This window comes from uncultured Tenacibaculum sp., from assembly GCF_947494125.1.
Lineage (GTDB): Bacteria > Bacteroidota > Bacteroidia > Flavobacteriales > Flavobacteriaceae > Polaribacter.
Map to the genome: position 1 here is coordinate 19,742 of NZ_CANLTU010000012.1, position 16,256 is coordinate 35,997.

18 protein-coding genes are annotated in these 16,256 nt (G+C 28.5%); 4 read left to right on the forward strand and 14 right to left on the reverse strand.

The genetic code is table 11. The features are described from left to right. The first annotated feature begins 39 nt into the window (after nt 1–39). The gene (locus tag Q0881_RS15045; RefSeq protein ID WP_299161977.1) at nt 40–1,140 is read left to right on the forward strand and encodes an FIST C-terminal domain-containing protein; all 1,101 of its coding nucleotides are present in this window, start codon (nt 40–42) and stop codon (nt 1,138–1,140) included. Then, nucleotides 1,141–2,295, forward strand: coding sequence for an ATP-binding protein (locus tag Q0881_RS15050; protein ID WP_299161979.1), 1,155 nt, complete (start codon nt 1,141–1,143; stop codon nt 2,293–2,295). 5 nt (nt 2,296–2,300) lie between these two features. Here Q0881_RS15050 and Q0881_RS15055 read toward each other — a convergent pair whose 3' ends face one another. The 7 genes from Q0881_RS15055 to Q0881_RS15085 form a co-directional block, all read right to left on the reverse strand. After that, on the reverse strand, nt 2,301–3,035 hold the full coding sequence (locus Q0881_RS15055) for a diphthine--ammonia ligase (RefSeq protein ID WP_299161981.1): 735 nt from the start codon (nt 3,033–3,035) through the stop codon (nt 2,301–2,303). A gap of 66 nt (nt 3,036–3,101) precedes the next feature. Then, nucleotides 3,102–4,013, reverse strand: a complete 912-nt coding sequence (locus tag Q0881_RS15060) for an NmrA family NAD(P)-binding protein (RefSeq protein WP_299161983.1) — start codon at nt 4,011–4,013, stop codon at nt 3,102–3,104. Then, on the reverse strand, nt 4,010–4,411 hold the full coding sequence (locus Q0881_RS15065) for a hypothetical protein (protein WP_299161985.1): 402 nt from the start codon (nt 4,409–4,411) through the stop codon (nt 4,010–4,012). The genes Q0881_RS15060 and Q0881_RS15065 overlap by 4 nt, the downstream gene beginning before the upstream one ends. Before the next feature lie 4 nt (nt 4,412–4,415). Then, nucleotides 4,416–5,333 (reverse strand): DUF6268 family outer membrane beta-barrel protein, encoded by a 918-nt coding sequence (locus Q0881_RS15070; RefSeq protein ID WP_299162001.1) that lies wholly within the window; start codon nt 5,331–5,333, stop codon nt 4,416–4,418. A gap of 126 nt (nt 5,334–5,459) precedes the next feature. After that, nucleotides 5,460–6,035, reverse strand: a complete 576-nt coding sequence (locus tag Q0881_RS15075; RefSeq protein ID WP_299162003.1) for a hypothetical protein — start codon at nt 6,033–6,035, stop codon at nt 5,460–5,462. Between the two features lie 75 nt (nt 6,036–6,110). Beyond that, nucleotides 6,111–7,463 (reverse strand): 30S ribosomal protein S12 methylthiotransferase RimO, encoded by a 1,353-nt coding sequence (rimO, locus tag Q0881_RS15080; RefSeq protein WP_299162005.1) that lies wholly within the window; start codon nt 7,461–7,463, stop codon nt 6,111–6,113. A 46-nt stretch (nt 7,464–7,509) separates the two neighbouring features. Then, entirely contained in the window at nt 7,510–9,099 is a 1,590-nt protein-coding gene (locus Q0881_RS15085; protein ID WP_299162007.1) for an amidase family protein, read from the reverse strand. A 178-nt stretch (nt 9,100–9,277) separates the two neighbouring features. On the opposite strand from Q0881_RS15085, the gene Q0881_RS15090 reads away from it, so the two are divergent. Both Q0881_RS15090 and Q0881_RS15095 read left to right on the forward strand, forming a co-directional pair. Beyond that, a complete protein-coding gene (locus Q0881_RS15090) occupies nt 9,278–10,033 on the forward strand; it encodes a LytTR family DNA-binding domain-containing protein (protein WP_299162010.1) in 756 nt (251 codons plus the stop codon). A 113-nt stretch (nt 10,034–10,146) separates the two neighbouring features. Beyond that, the gene (locus Q0881_RS15095) at nt 10,147–11,535 is read left to right on the forward strand and encodes a serine hydrolase domain-containing protein (RefSeq protein ID WP_299162012.1); all 1,389 of its coding nucleotides are present in this window, start codon (nt 10,147–10,149) and stop codon (nt 11,533–11,535) included. A 45-nt stretch (nt 11,536–11,580) separates the two neighbouring features. On the opposite strand, the gene ftsY is transcribed toward Q0881_RS15095, so the two are convergent. The 7 genes from ftsY to Q0881_RS15130 all read right to left on the reverse strand — a co-directional run bounded on the left by ftsY (nt 11,581) and on the right by Q0881_RS15130 (nt 16,192). Beyond that, complete coding sequence (ftsY, locus tag Q0881_RS15100) at nt 11,581–12,534, reverse strand: signal recognition particle-docking protein FtsY (protein WP_299162014.1); 954 nt, start codon at nt 12,532–12,534, stop codon at nt 11,581–11,583. A gap of 182 nt (nt 12,535–12,716) precedes the next feature. Further along, nucleotides 12,717–12,869: a DUF4295 domain-containing protein gene (locus Q0881_RS15105; RefSeq protein WP_150901225.1), complete on the reverse strand. Its 153-nt coding sequence runs from the start codon at nt 12,867–12,869 to the stop codon at nt 12,717–12,719. Nucleotides 12,870–12,908: 39 nt separating this feature from the next. Further along, nucleotides 12,909–13,091, reverse strand: coding sequence for a 50S ribosomal protein L33 (gene rpmG, locus Q0881_RS15110; RefSeq protein ID WP_182125037.1), 183 nt, complete (start codon nt 13,089–13,091; stop codon nt 12,909–12,911). A gap of 28 nt (nt 13,092–13,119) precedes the next feature. Further along, nucleotides 13,120–13,359 carry a 50S ribosomal protein L28 gene (rpmB, locus tag Q0881_RS15115; protein WP_299162018.1) on the reverse strand — a complete coding sequence of 80 codons (240 nt, stop codon included), beginning with the start codon at nt 13,357–13,359 and terminating at the stop codon, nt 13,120–13,122. Nucleotides 13,360–13,434: 75 nt separating this feature from the next. Continuing rightward, nucleotides 13,435–14,688 carry a competence/damage-inducible protein A gene (locus Q0881_RS15120; RefSeq protein WP_299162020.1) on the reverse strand — a complete coding sequence of 418 codons (1,254 nt, stop codon included), beginning with the start codon at nt 14,686–14,688 and terminating at the stop codon, nt 13,435–13,437. Nucleotides 14,689–14,734: 46 nt separating this feature from the next. After that, nucleotides 14,735–15,343 carry a fumarylacetoacetate hydrolase family protein gene (locus tag Q0881_RS15125; RefSeq protein WP_299162022.1) on the reverse strand — a complete coding sequence of 203 codons (609 nt, stop codon included), beginning with the start codon at nt 15,341–15,343 and terminating at the stop codon, nt 14,735–14,737. 9 nt (nt 15,344–15,352) lie between these two features. Then, complete coding sequence (locus Q0881_RS15130) at nt 15,353–16,192, reverse strand: 1,4-dihydroxy-2-naphthoyl-CoA synthase (RefSeq protein WP_299162024.1); 840 nt, start codon at nt 16,190–16,192, stop codon at nt 15,353–15,355. Between the last annotated feature and the right edge of the window lie 64 nt (nt 16,193–16,256).

A 16,256-nucleotide genomic window follows, 5' to 3' on the forward strand; every position in this document is an offset into this window, starting at 1 on the left:
TTAACTTCAGAGTATATTTGATTATATAACTTATTAAATATGCTTCACTTAACTACAACAGACATAAATGAGATAACTTTAGAAATAAAGAACTTAGTAAAAAATAACACAGCGCTAATTTCTATTGGTGAACACACAGATATAAATATTGATAACCTTATTAGTTCTTTAAATGAAGCCAACATCAATTTTATTGGTGGAGTTTTCCCTATGGTAATTTGGAAAAATAATGTGCAAGACAAGGGTATTATTGTGCATGAATTGAGTAATGTAGTTGAGACTTATACAATCAGAAACATCAGTCAAAAAGAATTTAAAATTCCAAAAACTAATTTTAAGGAAAATACAGATTATAGCTTAATCACTTTTGTAGATGGTTTAACATCAAACATTTCAAATTATTTAAGTAAGCTTTATCAGGAATATGGAATGAAAACCAATTATTTTGGAGGTGGTGCAGGCAGTTTAAGTTTACAACAAAAACCTTGTGTTTTTTCTAAGGAAGGTTTTTTAGAAGATACTGCTGTAGTTTCTATTATTGAAATGAAATCCTCTATTGGTGTAGAACATGGTTGGCAAAAACTAGACGGTCCTTATGTTGTTACAAAGACCAATGGTAATTCAATTGAAGCTATAAACTGGGATGCTCCATTTGATTTGTATAAAAAAGTAATTGAGAAAGATTCTGGAATGAAATTTTGTGATACTGGCTTTTTCGAATTAGCCATGAGATACCCTTTAGGTATAATAAAACAAGGGACTGACTATATTATTAGAGATCCTTTATCTACAGATGAAAATAACTCTTTGGTTTGTGTTGGTGAAGTTGAAGAGAACACAATGATTAATATTATGAAAGGTGATAAAGACTTATTAATTAATGCAGCTAGAACCGCTGCTGAAAGTGTAGCCAATCAAGCTAAAAGACCAAAATTTGCTATGGTTATTGATTGTATTTCTAGAATCCTATACCTAAAAGATGATTTTAAACATGAATTAGAAAATGTTTCCGAAGCTATTTCAAATCAACATCCAACTATAACAACCTGTGGTGCATTAACACTAGGTGAAATATCTTCTTATGGAAATGGATATATCGAATTTTATAATAAAACTATCGTAGTTGGTTTATTTGAATAAATGGAAAAAGACAATAAAATACTAGATATTCTAAGGCTTTATGAGTACTCAATGAGTATAGGAAAATCTCTTGATTATTATGAAAATTGTGACTCATTCTTAAAACTTCTCCTTCATAGAAGAAACTTAAATGCTTGTTGGATTCTTAATTTAAATGAAAAAGATCAGTTAACAAAAAAGTATTCGATTCCTCATGGTAATACCATAAATTCAAAACTAAGTTCAAACTTAAAATCTTTCTTAAACTCAATAAACAATTATATTATAATTGAATATAATAATGATTTTAAAGAATTTATACCTATAAAAGTAACTGAAGGAACTATAGTAATATATAAGCTCTATCAAGACAACTATTTATTTTTATACACCAACACTTCTAATATTTTTAAAAAAAACTCTGAGCAACTATTACCAGTAATAAACAAACTATCAAATACTTTGGAAGCTTGCATGATTTTTGAAAATAAACAGAAATTATTAGAGCAACTCGAAGAAAAAAATAAAGACCTTAGCAATTACGCACATATAGTTTCTCATGATTTAAGATCTCCTCTGAGAAATATTGAAACGCTTATTACATGGTTAAAACAAGATCATGTAGATAACTTAAATAATGAAGCTATCCAATTCCTTAATTCTATAAGTGATAATATTTATATTATGGAATCATTGGTAAAAGGAATCCTAGAATACTCTACTATTAATCGAAATGATTTAAATTTATCTAAACTAAATTTAAACTCTATTATTAACAAAATTCTTGAGTACATTGATATTCCTGAAAACATAGAAATCAAAATTTCCAAAAACTTTCCTTCTATTTTAGGAAACGAGCATAGAATACAACAATTGTTTCAAAATTTAATAGGCAATGCTATTAAATATAACAATAAGAAACAAGGCTTTGTTGAAGTCGGATTTTACGAAGAAGATGAAAAAACTATTTATTATGTAAAAGATAACGGTAAAGGAATTGACAAAGCGTACCACTCTAAAATATTCAATGCATTTTTAAAACTAGAAGATACTAAAAACTCTATAGGTATCGGGTTATCTATAGTTAAAAAAATAATTACCAATTATGGAGGTGAAATTTGGTTAACTTCAGAAATTGATAAAGGCACCACTTTTTTCTTTACGCTGGAAAATTAATTTTATTATATCTTTTTTAAATCGCAATACCAAAAGCTCGTATCATAATTTTTCACTTTCTCTTTAGTTGAAGAATGACAGTTTTGAGAATTGTCTTTATTTAAAGTATAGGATTTTAAAACCTTCTCTCCTACTTCAAACTCTACTGGTTTTTTAAATATTGGTCCATCAAAACAAAAAGTATGAAATTCTCCATTTTCTCCGCAAACATCAATAGTATCAGGTAATTCATTGATAAAATCTTCATCAATTATTCTTCCTACAAATTCTTCTCCTAACAATTTAGCATTCACACATACTGTAATTGTTTTAAAACCTAATGCTAAAAATTCCCTCAATAATTCTTTAGTATCTTGTTTCCATAATGGATATACTCCTGTAATACCTACTTCTTTTAATTTAGAGTCTCTATATTTTTTTAAATCTTCTAAAAAAATATCTCCAAATATTGCGTGATTTAAGCCTAATGATTTTAATTCAGACGTTTTGTCTTTCATTTTCTCATTATATAAATCCATAGTTACATCAGCTGGAAAATAAATTTTCTCTAAAGGAATACCAATGCTTTCAGCTTGTGCTTCTAATAGATTTTCATGAAGACCATGCATAGAAACTCGCTCATAATCTTGATTTACATTCGTAATTAGTTTTTCTATATCATATTCACCTTGTTGCAATACTTTATACAAAGCATAAGCTGAATCTTTTCCTGAACTCCAATTAAAATAAGCTTTTTTCATAACTGTAAAGATGTATAAAAATCTTTTTTAAAACAATTTTTATACATCCTATTAGTAATACTTTATTTAGGAAAGAAATCTCCATTTCGAAGTCATAAATAAACGACGTGATTCTTGTAAATAAGCATCCATAATTCTAGGTTTTCGATTTAAAATAATTTTAACAGTATCTTCAGTTGGTTCTGGATACTTTATAGCTAAAATATCTATTTCTACTATATGTCGGGCTAACCAAATAGGCAATTTTGCTTGCTTTGTTAGTTTATGCATATATTCATCTCGTGTAATATTTTCATAAATAACTTTCTTATTCGTAACATGCGATATTCTAGCAGCCATACTTTGATGTGATATTGCTTCTGGTCCTGAAATTATCACCTGTTCTCCATTTAAAGAATCTTCTGTAAGTAAATACTTCACTGCAACCTCAGCCACATCTCTAGCATCTACATAATTTCTTTTTGCGTTCTCCATAACTCCAAATATTTTACCGAAATATTTAATTGAAAAAGTATTTCGTTCCCAGTTTTGCATGAACGAATGAGGTTGCAAAAAACAATAATCAATACCACTTTCTACTAAAGTTTTTTCAACTTTTCGATGCCAATCACTTACTTCTACATGTATATTATTTGGTACTACTGGGGCTGACAGTTTAACTATCTTTTTAATATTCAATTCTTGCGCTACTTCAATTATATTTGTTTCATAATTTATTTGGCTAGGAGAAGTTCCCGTTAATAAAAAAATAGTATCTGAATTAATGCATGCTCTTTTAATTTCTTCTTTTAATTTTAAATTTACTGCTATATAAGTAATGTTATTATTTTCTCCATTCAACTTTATAGGCACCTTTCTTCTAGGACTTCTTAATACTCCTCTTACAAAACAATTATACTTACTCAACTGTCTTAATACTTCTGTCCCTACTGTTCCTGTTGATCCAAAAACAACAATGGTTGGTTTATTAAAATTCATCTTATTAAAATTGTTTTTAATGGGAATTTCCATATAGTTATAATTGTTCCTAATGTTGATGAAAAAAGAATATCAAACATATATGGCTCAAGCTTAAATAGTTTTATTATTAGTAGAGATATAACTGCCATTAATATGATTATAAATAAAGCTCTTACATATCTATTTTTAGGGAACTTTTGCCCTTTTTGAAATTGTTGTAAAAGCAAATACACCAATATTGTTGCTATTAACGATGGTATTGCTATACTTACATAACTAGCTTTCATTAATGTTGAATTTTCTAGAATCCATCCAGAAGTCCAAGACATTATTGCTGGAAAAAAATATGACGGAACTGCTACTGATAAAAATGCTTTTGTTGTAAAACTATTATATTCTAAATCTTGATTTTTCATAGTTTTAATTGTTAAATGGTTTTATTTTTATTCCTGCAGAAAAATAACCTCTTAATTGTGTATCATAACCATAAATTACCTTCTCATTTATATCTTCAAAATCATATTTCTCATAAACTGAATGTGTCGCTCTAATCATAAGACCTATACTTTTACTTACCCAATAATTGTATTCAGCTCCAACAGTTACAGTAGTAAAAACTGATCTATCAATAGCTGCACTATTTGGTTGGTTTTGTACTAATGGCTTATTTATATCTACAGTAAAATCATTCAAGTCTCCTAATAATTTTATAGCATGCCTTTTATTAAAATTATACTTTATATAAGTATTAGGTAAACCTACAGCAAAGGTTATTTTATTATTTATACTCCCCATAAAATTTACTATTGGATTCACCATTGTTTTCCCCGACAATGTTAAATATCCTACTCCAAAACTTAGTATATAATAATTTTTAGCATTTTTACTTGTAAACCTTTTTTCAGCAAATAAAATTCCATTTATATTTAAATCACTACTGGTTACTTTCTCATTAAAGTTTCCAATAACATGTGGCATAAACAAAGCATTTAGAGACCAATTTCTTGAAATTCTATATTGTGCTAGTAAGCTATAATTTACATTGTAGTATTTTTCTTTCTCTCTTAGTAGAGGCAATTTATTATCTTTATATGATATTGAATGATAATCAGTACCTACTGTATTATATAAAGCTATTCTATTAAAAGTTATTGGAGGCAATCCTAACTTAGCACTTATCCTTTGATAATCATATAAAGAATTGTCTTGTATTTCAGGAGTATAATGTAAATAAAACATATCTCTGTCTTTATCTAAAACAAATACATCTCCCGTTACTTGTCCGTATGCTTTACCAATAAAGAGCAATACCACAATTACTATTTTTTTACTGTTCATTTTATTTGTATTAATTAAGTTTAATACAAAGATTGCTCGAAAATGTTTTCAGTAAATTACCAAATGATAATTAACGCATCATTTCGTATTTAATTGAGGGTTGGCTTTTTATTTAATACGTATTATTTACACTTTTGCCGTGCTTATTTCTTTACGTATTCTACTAAGTGATTGTGGTGTAATTCCTAAAAATAATGACAAGTCTTTTAAAGGGACTCTGAATATTAAATCTGAACGTTTTAGTAAATCTAAATAACGTTCTTTTGCTGTTAAAGTTTGAAAATTATGTATTCCATATAACACACTTGTAAATGCATCTTCCCATACTAATCTTCCAAATTTTTGCCATAATGGAAAACGGTCATATAGCATTTCCATATCATTATATGAAATACTGTATAACTCTGTATCTTCAATGGCTTTTATATATGATTTTGATCGTTTTTTCTTTTTTATCTTACTTATATCAGCTATCAGTTCATTCTCAAAAGCAAAATACCTAGTGTATTGTATATCATCTTCAACATCATAAATAATAAGTCCACCAGAAGCTATAAAGTAATAATCTGTTACTACCTGCTCTTTTTTCATAATAAACTTATCTTTTAACAATATTTTTCTTTTAAAAAAAGATAAAATCGTTTCTAATTCTTTTTTTTCAAGAGTAACATATTTACCAATGTATTTAATTAGTTTTTCCATTTCAACTATTCCTTAAAAACTTATTATAAAGGTGCATAAAAAAACCTGCTTAGAAGCAGGTTTTTTTATTAAAATTTATTTTCTTTTCTGATTTAAACTTACTGGTTTTTCTTGTTTAACCAAAGGCTTACCATATAAATCAAAATCTCCTGCTTCGTATATTTCTATATCAATGAATTCTCCTAATTTAATATAGTGTTCACGAGCATCAACAATTACATCATTATCTACATCTGGTGAATCGAACTCTGTACGTCCGTAAAAATATTCTCCATCTTTTCTATCAAACAAGCAGCGAAAAGTTTTCCCTACTTTTTGTTGATTTAATTCCCAAGAGATTTGAGACTGAACTTCCATTATTTCGTTTACTCTTCGAAACTTCACATCAGCAGGTACATCATCTTCTAAAACAAAAGCTCCTGTATTTTCTTCGTGTGAATACTCAAAAGCTCCTAAACGTTCAAAACGCATTTCTTCAACCCAATCTTTTAATTCTTGAAATTGCTCTTCAGTTTCTCCAGGATACCCTACAATTAAAGTAGTACGGATTGCCATATTAGGAACATACTCGCGAAATTTATGAATTAAACTCGTTGTTTTTTCGTGGGTAGTACCACGCTTCATCGATTTTAAAATCTCTGTATTAATATGTTGCAACGGAATGTCTAAGTAATTACAAACCTTAGGTTCTTCTCGCATTACATCTAATACATCCATCGGAAAACCTGAAGGAAATGCATAGTGCATACGTATCCATTCAATACCCTCAACTTTTGTTAACGCTATTAGTAAATCTGCTAAAGCTCTCTTTTTATAAATATCTAATCCATAATAGGTTAAATCTTGAGCGATTAACATTACTTCTTTAATTCCTTTTTCCGCTAATTTAGTCGCTTCAATAACCAAATTTTCTATTGGAGTTGATTTGTGCTTTCCTCTCATTAATGGAATTGCACAAAACGAACAAGGTCTATCACAACCTTCAGCTATCTTTAAATACGCATAATGCTTTGGTGTTGTTGTTAAACGTTCACCAATTAATTCATGCTTATAATCAGCTTCTAAAACTTTTAATAAAGCTGGTAAGTCATGTGTACCAAAATACTGATCTACATTTGTTATTTCTTTTTCTAAGTCTGGCTTATATCGCTCACTCAAACAACCTGAAACAAATACTTTATCTATTTCTCCAGCCTCTTTACGTTGGGCATAATGCAAAATAGTATCAACACTTTCTTCTTTTGCTTTTCCTATAAAGCCACAAGTATTAATTACTACAATATTTCCTTCGTCATTTTCATCTTCATGAACAACGTCTTTACCGTTAGCTTTTAATTGTCCCATTAAAACTTCACTATCGTAAACGTTTTTAGAACATCCTAAAGTAACTACGTTAATTTTATTTTGCTTTGTTGTTTTGGTACGCATCTTATATAACTTTTAAGCGACTGCAAAAGTACTGTATTAATAATTTTTATTGATAGTTTTTTGGCATTTTTCTAACTTTCGTTAATTGTTCAAAAGCATAAGCCAATTTTAACAAATTACGTTCTGAATAAGGCTTTCCTATAAAGGTTAAACTAATTGGCTCTCTTGACTCATAGCCCATTGGAACCGTTATCGTAGGATATTTAGCTACCGCTGCAATTCCTGAATCAAAATTATTAATTGACAAAATTGCGTCTAAATTCTGACTTATAATCTCTTTTAAATACTTCTTCCCTTCAGTATTTAAATTATTTTTTACAATTTCTAATTCTGCTAATGTTGTTGAATCTTTTATAATACCGTCTAATAATTGCTGACCATATGGCGCTCTTAATACTGAATCTTTTAAATTAAAAGTAACTACATCTTTTACTGAAGCTATTTTTATATTTTTATCTGCATTGTTTTTTAAATATTGAGGTAAATCATGTTTCATATCAATATTTAATAATGTTAAAAAGCCATCAAATGAAATTGTAGGCGGATCAATTTCGATAATCTCTGCTCCTGCTTCTTTTATTTTTGCTACTGATGCTTTATAAATTTCATTTTCAAGGTGCGGTTTTAAAACACCTAATTTTTTTCCTTTTAAAGTCGTACTAACTAATTCTTTTTCAAATTCATCTTCAAATTGTTCTATTTTTATTGAAGCTTCATCATTAATGTCATCTCCTAACATTGCATTATATAAAATAGCATTATCAATCACACTTTTTGTCATGGGCCCAGGTGTGTCTAATGTACTTGAAATTGGTACAATTCCAGTTCTACTTAATACTCCTACTGTTGGTTTTAAACCTACTACTGAGTTTTTACTTGATGGTGATGTTATCGAACCTGCTGTTTCTGTTCCTACCGCTGCTACGGCAAAATTGGCAGCAATAGCTACACCACTTCCTGCTGAGCTTCCTCCTGTTTCAAATACTTTTCTTCCATATGGATTTAGAGTCTGCCCTCCAACTGCTGAATATCCTAAAGGGCAATCTGAACAGAAAAAATAAGCCCATTCACTTAAATTTACTTTTCCTAAAATTAATGCTCCGTTCTCTTTTAACTTTTGAACAATAAAAGCATCTTCTGTTTTTCTGTTTTCAGCTAGTGCAATCGCTCCAGCTGTTGTAGGCATATTATTGGTATTAATATTATCCTTTAAAAGAATTGGCATTCCATAAATAGAAAATTCTGAAGCTTCACTTTTATTTAAATCTTTCTCCCTTGCTTCTTCTAATACATTTGGATTTAACACTATAATACTATTCAGTGATAATTCTGAATTACTTTCAAATAATACGATTCTGTATAAATAGAATAATGTTAGTTTTTCATAAGTTAATTTTCCTTCTTTTATATTTTTTTGAAGTGTTGGAATATTTTGTTCTAAAATTAACGGCTTTAACAAATCGTATTCTTCTTTAGAAAAGGTAGATAAACTATCTTCAAATGGTTTGAAAACCTCTTTTATATCTTGATATTTCGATTGAATGAGTTTAAATTTCATTCGTACATTCTCTTCTTCTTTTTGCTTACAAGTTGTAAACATTAAAGCTACTAGTAATACGAAAAATATATTTTTCATCTTTTAAATATTTGAAAACCAAATATAATTCTTTTAAAAAAGAAAAACTCATTTCTAAATTGAAAGGAATTTTATATTATTTTTCAGTCTTCTTATTAAAAAAACGATCTACAAATTTTAACTTAATTTGTTTCTGAAATAATTTTTATATTTATTCGCTAAAAAAATTGTGATTTAAATGAATAAACTAAATCCTTCGATTAAACATCATACATATGTTGGCCTTTTTGTTGGTTTTTGGATTTATTTTTTTACTTTCTATATCAGACCTTTTAATGGTCCTTCTTTTTCCGATTCTTTATGGTGGGAATTTTTAAGTATTGGCTTTAGCTTAATTACCTTTTTATCTTATTTTATCTCAACTCTTTTTCAAGATTCTATTTATCAACAGTTTTTTAAATGGAATATTTTTTTTGAAATATTGATTATTTTACTCTTTCTTTTTCTTAATCTCATATTTACATATTTGTATTACAAAAGTCCATTCTTAAATGGGATTTTGACATTTTCGGAATTTTCTAATGCTACTTTTAAATCTGCCATTATTTTCACCCCTATTTTGGTATTTTCTAGAAGATTTACAATTAAATTTCTTCCTAAAGAAAAAAAGAAAAAAGAAAATGAAATCTTAACTATTAAAGGAGATTATAAATTAGATATTTTAAAAATTTTAAAATCCGATTTAGTGTGTATTTCTAAATCTCAAAATTATATTGAAGTTTTTTTTATTGAAAACGGTATTTTAAAATCAAAACTTATGAGATCTTCATTAAAAAAAATTCAAAAAGAATTATTTTTTTTAATACAAGTACATCGTTCTCATTTAATAAATCCACAACATTTCAAATCTTGGAAGAATCAAAATATTGTACTTCTTACTCAAATAGAAATCCCCGTTTCTAAAAATTATAAAAAAAATATTTCGACTCTATAATTTCACACCTAAAACAGTCCTTTTTGCACCTATTTACTTATCTAAGAGTAGTAAAATATTGTTTAAGCATACTTTTATTTAATCAAAAATAAATACTTAAAACAAATATTTACATGAAAACAATCTTACAATTTTCAATACTCATTTTTTTTACATCAATTTTTGCTCAAAGTAATTCTTCTCTTTCAACAAAAACAATTAATGACATCACCAACTTCATTAAGGAAAAAAAAGAGTATTATAATAGTCCAAACATTGCTGTTGCTATAACCGATAATAATAAAACTATATATCTAAAACATTTTGGTAATTCACAAAAAGAAAATAAATATTTGATTGGTTCAAATGCAAAATCTTTTACCGCACTAATTACACTTATACTTCAAGAAAAAGGTTTATTAAATATCAATGAACCGGTAAATAAATATTTAAAATGGTTTAAGTATAAAAATAAAAACATTTCTAATAAAATTACTATTAAAAACCTGCTTCAGCACACTTCTGGAATAAGTACAGAAATGGGAGAAACATTTCTAGAAAGTGACAAGAATTTTGATTATACTAAATATTATTCTGAAATATTAAGAAAGATTGAAATCAATGATTTATCCGAACAATCTTATAGATACTCAAATGTAAATTATAGATTATTAGGTTTAATAATTGAAAATGTTACTAATAAAAAATTTAATGAGTGTTTAAACTTTTATATCACCAAACCTATGCGACTTAATGATACATCAGCTGACATAAACACAGATTTAATAGATAGCTATCAATATTTTTTATATAAACCTATATTAAAATTTAATAAAAGCTTTCATTCACAAGAAACTCCTTCTGGTTTAATTTCAAGTACAGCTAATGATATGGCTATTTATTTAAGAAATTTAATGAATAGTTATAATAGCAATTCAAACACTGTTTTAAACACAAATACAACAAAACAGCTATTTACTTCAAATCAAAACAATAAATCTGGATATGGGTTCGGTTGGCGTATTTTTAATGATCTTTTCTATCATAGCGGAACAAATAAAAGTTTTGAATCCAGTATGTATATATTACCTTCAATTAATAAAGCCATAATAGTATTAATTAATTCTAATCAAGCTCCTGATTCTGAAATTATAAATGGAATTGCAAGCATTTTATTAAATCAAAAGTTTAACAAAACTTCCTCTTTTCCTTACTATAGGAGTTTACCTCTTGTTGTTTTTATAATTTTAATAATCTTTCTCTTTCAAATTAGAAAATGGATGAAATTAAAGTTTCCCATAAATTTATCAAGAAAAATAATCCCTAACTTATTATTAATAACGGGTATATCTTTAACAAGTTACTTTTTATTTCTTTTTCCTAAATTAAATGGTGTTAGTTTAAAAACTGCTATTCAATTTGATCCTACAAGTAGTTACAGTATTATCTTAATAGTACTATTAATCATACTAACATTTTTACTAACTTATTTTAATAAAAATACTAAAATTATTAAGATATAATTCTCAATAAAAAACTCCCTAATAGGGAGTTTTTTATTTTAATTCTTATTTAAAAAAACTGTCTACAAATTCGTATTTATTAAACACTTGTAAATCATCTATTCCTTCTCCAACTCCAATATACTTTACTGGAATTTTAAATTGATCTGAAATACCTATAACAACGCCTCCTTTTGCAGTTCCATCTAATTTAGTTACTGCTAACGAAGTAACTTCAGTTGCTTTTGTAAATTGTTTTGCTTGCTCAAATGCATTTTGTCCAGTAGATCCATCTAATACTAATAATACGTCATGTGGTGCATCTGGAATTACCTTTTGCATAACACGTTTTATCTTAGTTAACTCATTCATTAAATTAACTTTATTATGTAAACGTCCAGCTGTATCTATAATAATTACATCTGCTTCTTGATTTACTCCTGACTTAACAGTATCGAAAGCTACAGAGGCTGGATCTGACCCCATTTCTTGACGAATAATTGGAACATCTGTTCGATCTGCCCAAACTTGTAATTGATCAATTGCAGCTGCTCTAAAAGTATCTGCTGCTCCTAATACTACTTTTAATCCTTTCTTCTTAAATTGAGACGCTAACTTACCTATAGTTGTTGTTTTACCAACTCCATTAACCCCAACAACCATTAAAACATAAGGTTTTTTATCTGCTGGTATTGTAAAATCTGTTTCGTCTCCTGTATTTGTTTCTGAAAGTAAACCTGCTATTTCCTCTCTTAAAATTTGATTTAATTCTTCTGTTCCCAAGTATTTATCACGAGAAACACGTTCTTCAATTCTATCAATAATTTTCAAGGTAGTTTCAACTCCTACATCAGACGACACTAATATTTCTTCTAAATTATCTAAAACGTCATCATCTACTTTAGCTTTACCTGCTACTGCTTTTGATAACTTTGAGAAAAAACTTGCTTTAGTTTTTTCTAATCCTTTATCTAAGGTTTCTTTTTTCTCTTTCGAGAAGATTTTTTTAAAAAAACTCATCGTTAAATTTTATAGTCGATTATATAAGTTAAAAACTATACCAAACTTATTATGCGGTCAAATTGTCATTATTCTAGTACCCTTTTCATGAATGAGTACTTTTCAAAAATACAGTTTTTTAATACATAAAAAAAGCTACTCTCATTAGAAAGTAGCTTTAGTTTAAACTGTATATACAAGTCTTAGTTTTTCGCGATGAAATCGTTTACTTGTGAAGGATCCATAATAGCTTCAACAAATGTATAAGCTCCTGTCTTTGGAGATTTTACCATTTTGATAGCTTTAGTTAATCTTTTTGCTCCTGTTTGTAACGATGCTACTGATTTCTTTGCCATGTTCCTATAGGTTATTTAAAGTTTTATAAAAACTTTTAATTATTTAATTTCTTTATGAACTGTCATCTTCTTTAAGATTGGATTAAATTTCTTTAATTCCATTCTGTCAGGAGTGTTCTTTTTGTTCTTTGTAGTGATATAACGTGAAGTCCCTGGTTTTCCAGTACCTTTATGTTCAGTACATTCTAATATTACCTGAACTCTGTTTCCTTTTTTTGCCATCTCTGTAAAATTTTATCTAAGTAAGGAATTATTTGGTTAAGAAACCGTTCTCTCTAGCTTCTTTAATCACAGCAGAGATTCCTTTTTTATTAATATTTTTTAATGCAGAAGCAGATACTTTTAAGGTAACCCACTTATCTTCTTCTGGAATATAGAAACGCTTAGTCATTAAATTAGCGTTAAACTTTCTTTTAGTTCTATTTAAAGCGTGAGAAACATTGTTCCCTACCATTGCTTTTTTTCCTGTTAATTCACAAACTCTAGACATCTTCTTGACAGTTTTATAGTGTTATTTCTAAACGAGGTGCAAATATACGAACTTTTAAGAGAATTAAACAAAATATTACTCGTAATTTTTTAAAATATTTTCACTTAATAATTCTAACGCTTTTGTAACCGTTCTATTTATTACTTTCTCTCTTGGCTGCCCAAAATTAAACTCCTGAACCTCAGCCTCATTTTCAGACACTAAAGCAATATAAACCAATCCTACACTCTTATCATTATGATCAGTTGTTGGACCTGCATTTCCTGTAACAGCAATTGCATAATCAGTTTTTAATCTTTTTAAACATCCTTTTGCCATTTCTAGAGCGACTTCTCTACTAACTACAGTATTCTTTTTAATAGTCTCTCTTGATACTCCCAATAATTGCTCTTTTAATTCTGCTGTATAAGTTATAAAACTTCCTTTATAATAAGCTGACGAACCAGAAACAGCTACTAAAGTTGACGCTATCTTACCTCCTGTTAAACTTTCCGCTGTACTTAATGTTTTGTTAGCTTTCTTTAACAACCTTCCTACACTCTGTTCTAAAGACGCTTCATCATCATATCCTACAATTATATCAGATATTAATAAATTTAAACTTGTCACTCTTTCTGAAACTTCTTTTTCTAAAACTTCTTTATTAGTTCCTTTTGCTGAAATTCGTAATCTAACTTTTCCAAATGAAGGTAAATACGCTAATTTTATATGCTCAGGCAAATCGTTTTCCCATTTTTCTATTCTCCCTGCAATAATACTCTCACCAGTACCAACTGTTAATATTGTTTTATGAAGTATAAATGGAAGCTTGAATTTTTGCTGAATCCTTGGTAAAACCTCATAAGTAATTAACCCTTTCATTTCATAAGGCACACCTGGTAATGACACAAAAACAGTTTCATTTTCATAAAACCACATACCTGGAGCAGTACCAAAACGATTCGTTAATAATTCTGCTTTTGATGGTAACTGAGCTTGAAATCTTTGTGCTTCATTAAACGGGTGATTTACCTTTTTAAAGAGTGCTTTAATATTTTCTATTACCTCAGGGTATTCTACAACATCATTATCATCAAAATATTCTGCGATTGTTTTCTTTGTAATATCATCTTTTGTTGGACCTAATCCTCCAGTTACAATTACAATATCTGCTCTATCTTCTGCTTCTTTTAATGCTTTCAATATATGCTTCCTCTCATCTTGTATTGATGTAATTTGATATACCGATACTCCTATTTTATTTAATTCTTGACCTATCCATTGCGAATTAGTATCCACTATTTGTCCGATAAGAATTTCATCTCCAATCGTAATTATTTCTGCGTTCATTTATTCTTATTAAAAGAGAATCCCGCCTATACAGCGGGATGATAATTTATTTTACTTTTATTTGAAAAGCTTGTTTTCCTTCAATAATTCCGGTTAATATATCATTTTCTACAACCTCACCAACTCCTGCTGGAGTTCCTGTGAAAATAATATCTCCTTTTTTTAGTGTAAAATATTGAGATACATAACTAATCAATTCGTCTATTTTCCACAACATACTAGAAGTGTTTCCATCTTGAACAACTTCATCATTTTTTTTCAATTGAAATGATAAATTATCCAACTCAAATTCTTCTTTAGGATAAAACTCACCTATAATAGCACTACCATCAAAAGCTTTTGCCTTTTCCCACGGCAAACCTTTTTCTTTACATTTTGCTTGCACATCACGAGCGGTAAAGTCAATTCCCAATCCAATTGTATCATAATATTTATGTGCAAATTTTGGAGATATATGCTTTCCTACCTTATTTATCTTAACCAATACCTCAACTTCATAATGTATATCATTAGAAAAAGGTGGTATAAAAAATGGCATTTTCTTTGGAAGAATTGCTGAATCTGGCTTCAAAAAAACTACTGGACTCTCAGGTTTCTCGTTTGCTAATTCTTCTATATGTTTTGCGTAATTACGCCCAATACAAATTATCTTCATATGTTTCTATTATGGTATCCAAGTTTTAGGAAAATTAGGCTTACGTTTTTCTAAGAAAGCATCACGTCCTTCTTTTGCTTCATCTGTCATATAAGCTAAACGTGTTACTTCTCCTGCAAATACTTGTTGCCCTACCATACCATCATCAGTTAAGTTCATAGCGAACTTTAACATCTTAATAGAAGTTGGTGATTTTTCTAAGATTTCTTGTGCCCAATCAAAAGCTGTTTGTTCTAATTCATCATGAGGAACCACTGCATTTACCATTCCCATTTCATAAGCCTCTTGAGCTGAATAATTTCTTCCTAAGAAAAATATTTCTCTTGCTTTCTTTTGACCTACCATTTTTGCTAAGTATGCTGATCCATATCCTGCATCAAACGAAGTTACATCTGCATCTGTTTGTTTAAAAATTGCATGCTCTTTACTAGCTAAAGTTAAATCGCACGTAACATGTAGACTATGTCCACCTCCTACAGCCCAACCTGGAACTACACAAATAACAGCTTTTGGCATAAAACGAATTAATCGTTGTACCTCTAAAATATTTAATCGATGGTATCCATCTTTCCCTACATATCCTTGATGTCCACGAGCATTTTGATCTCCTCCTGAACAAAAACTCCAAACACCATCTTTTGTTGATGGTCCCTCTGCTGACAATAATACAACGCCAATATTAGTATCTTCATGAGCATCTTGAAATGCATCTAATAATTCCGATGTAGTATGCGGACGAAATGCATTACGCACATTTGGCCTATTAAATGCTATTCTTGCTACATTATGTGACTTTTTATAAGTAATATCTTCGTACTCTTTGGCAACTTTCCATTGAGGTTGTATCATAATTCAATAATATTTTCGTTATTTAACAAAGCAAAAATAACATAATAACTTTATTTTTCTTTTC

What these genes read in the sequence shown, in the direction of transcription:
- Q0881_RS15045 (WP_299161977.1), top strand. Translation starts at nt 40, where the DNA reads ATGCTTCACTTAACTACAACAGACATAAATGAGATAACTTTAGAAATA.
- Q0881_RS15050 (WP_299161979.1), top strand. Translation starts at nt 1,141, where the DNA reads ATGGAAAAAGACAATAAAATACTAGATATTCTAAGGCTTTATGAGTAC.
- Q0881_RS15055 (WP_299161981.1), bottom strand. Translation starts at nt 3,035, where the DNA reads ATGAAAAAAGCTTATTTTAATTGGAGTTCAGGAAAAGATTCAGCTTAT.
- Q0881_RS15060 (WP_299161983.1), bottom strand. Translation starts at nt 4,013, where the DNA reads ATGAATTTTAATAAACCAACCATTGTTGTTTTTGGATCAACAGGAACA.
- Q0881_RS15065 (WP_299161985.1), bottom strand. Translation starts at nt 4,411, where the DNA reads ATGAAAAATCAAGATTTAGAATATAATAGTTTTACAACAAAAGCATTT.
- Q0881_RS15070 (WP_299162001.1), bottom strand. Translation starts at nt 5,333, where the DNA reads ATGAACAGTAAAAAAATAGTAATTGTGGTATTGCTCTTTATTGGTAAA.
- Q0881_RS15075 (WP_299162003.1), bottom strand. Translation starts at nt 6,035, where the DNA reads ATGGAAAAACTAATTAAATACATTGGTAAATATGTTACTCTTGAAAAA.
- rimO (WP_299162005.1), bottom strand. Translation starts at nt 7,463, where the DNA reads ATGCGTACCAAAACAACAAAGCAAAATAAAATTAACGTAGTTACTTTA.
- Q0881_RS15085 (WP_299162007.1), bottom strand. Translation starts at nt 9,099, where the DNA reads ATGAAAAATATATTTTTCGTATTACTAGTAGCTTTAATGTTTACAACT.
- Q0881_RS15090 (WP_299162010.1), top strand. Translation starts at nt 9,278, where the DNA reads ATGAATAAACTAAATCCTTCGATTAAACATCATACATATGTTGGCCTT.
- Q0881_RS15095 (WP_299162012.1), top strand. Translation starts at nt 10,147, where the DNA reads ATGAAAACAATCTTACAATTTTCAATACTCATTTTTTTTACATCAATT.
- ftsY (WP_299162014.1), bottom strand. Translation starts at nt 12,534, where the DNA reads ATGAGTTTTTTTAAAAAAATCTTCTCGAAAGAGAAAAAAGAAACCTTA.
- Q0881_RS15105 (WP_150901225.1), bottom strand. Translation starts at nt 12,869, where the DNA reads ATGGCAAAGAAATCAGTAGCATCGTTACAAACAGGAGCAAAAAGATTA.
- rpmG (WP_182125037.1), bottom strand. Translation starts at nt 13,091, where the DNA reads ATGGCAAAAAAAGGAAACAGAGTTCAGGTAATATTAGAATGTACTGAA.
- rpmB (WP_299162018.1), bottom strand. Translation starts at nt 13,359, where the DNA reads ATGTCTAGAGTTTGTGAATTAACAGGAAAAAAAGCAATGGTAGGGAAC.
- Q0881_RS15120 (WP_299162020.1), bottom strand. Translation starts at nt 14,688, where the DNA reads ATGAACGCAGAAATAATTACGATTGGAGATGAAATTCTTATCGGACAA.
- Q0881_RS15125 (WP_299162022.1), bottom strand. Translation starts at nt 15,343, where the DNA reads ATGAAGATAATTTGTATTGGGCGTAATTACGCAAAACATATAGAAGAA.
- Q0881_RS15130 (WP_299162024.1), bottom strand. Translation starts at nt 16,192, where the DNA reads ATGATACAACCTCAATGGAAAGTTGCCAAAGAGTACGAAGATATTACT.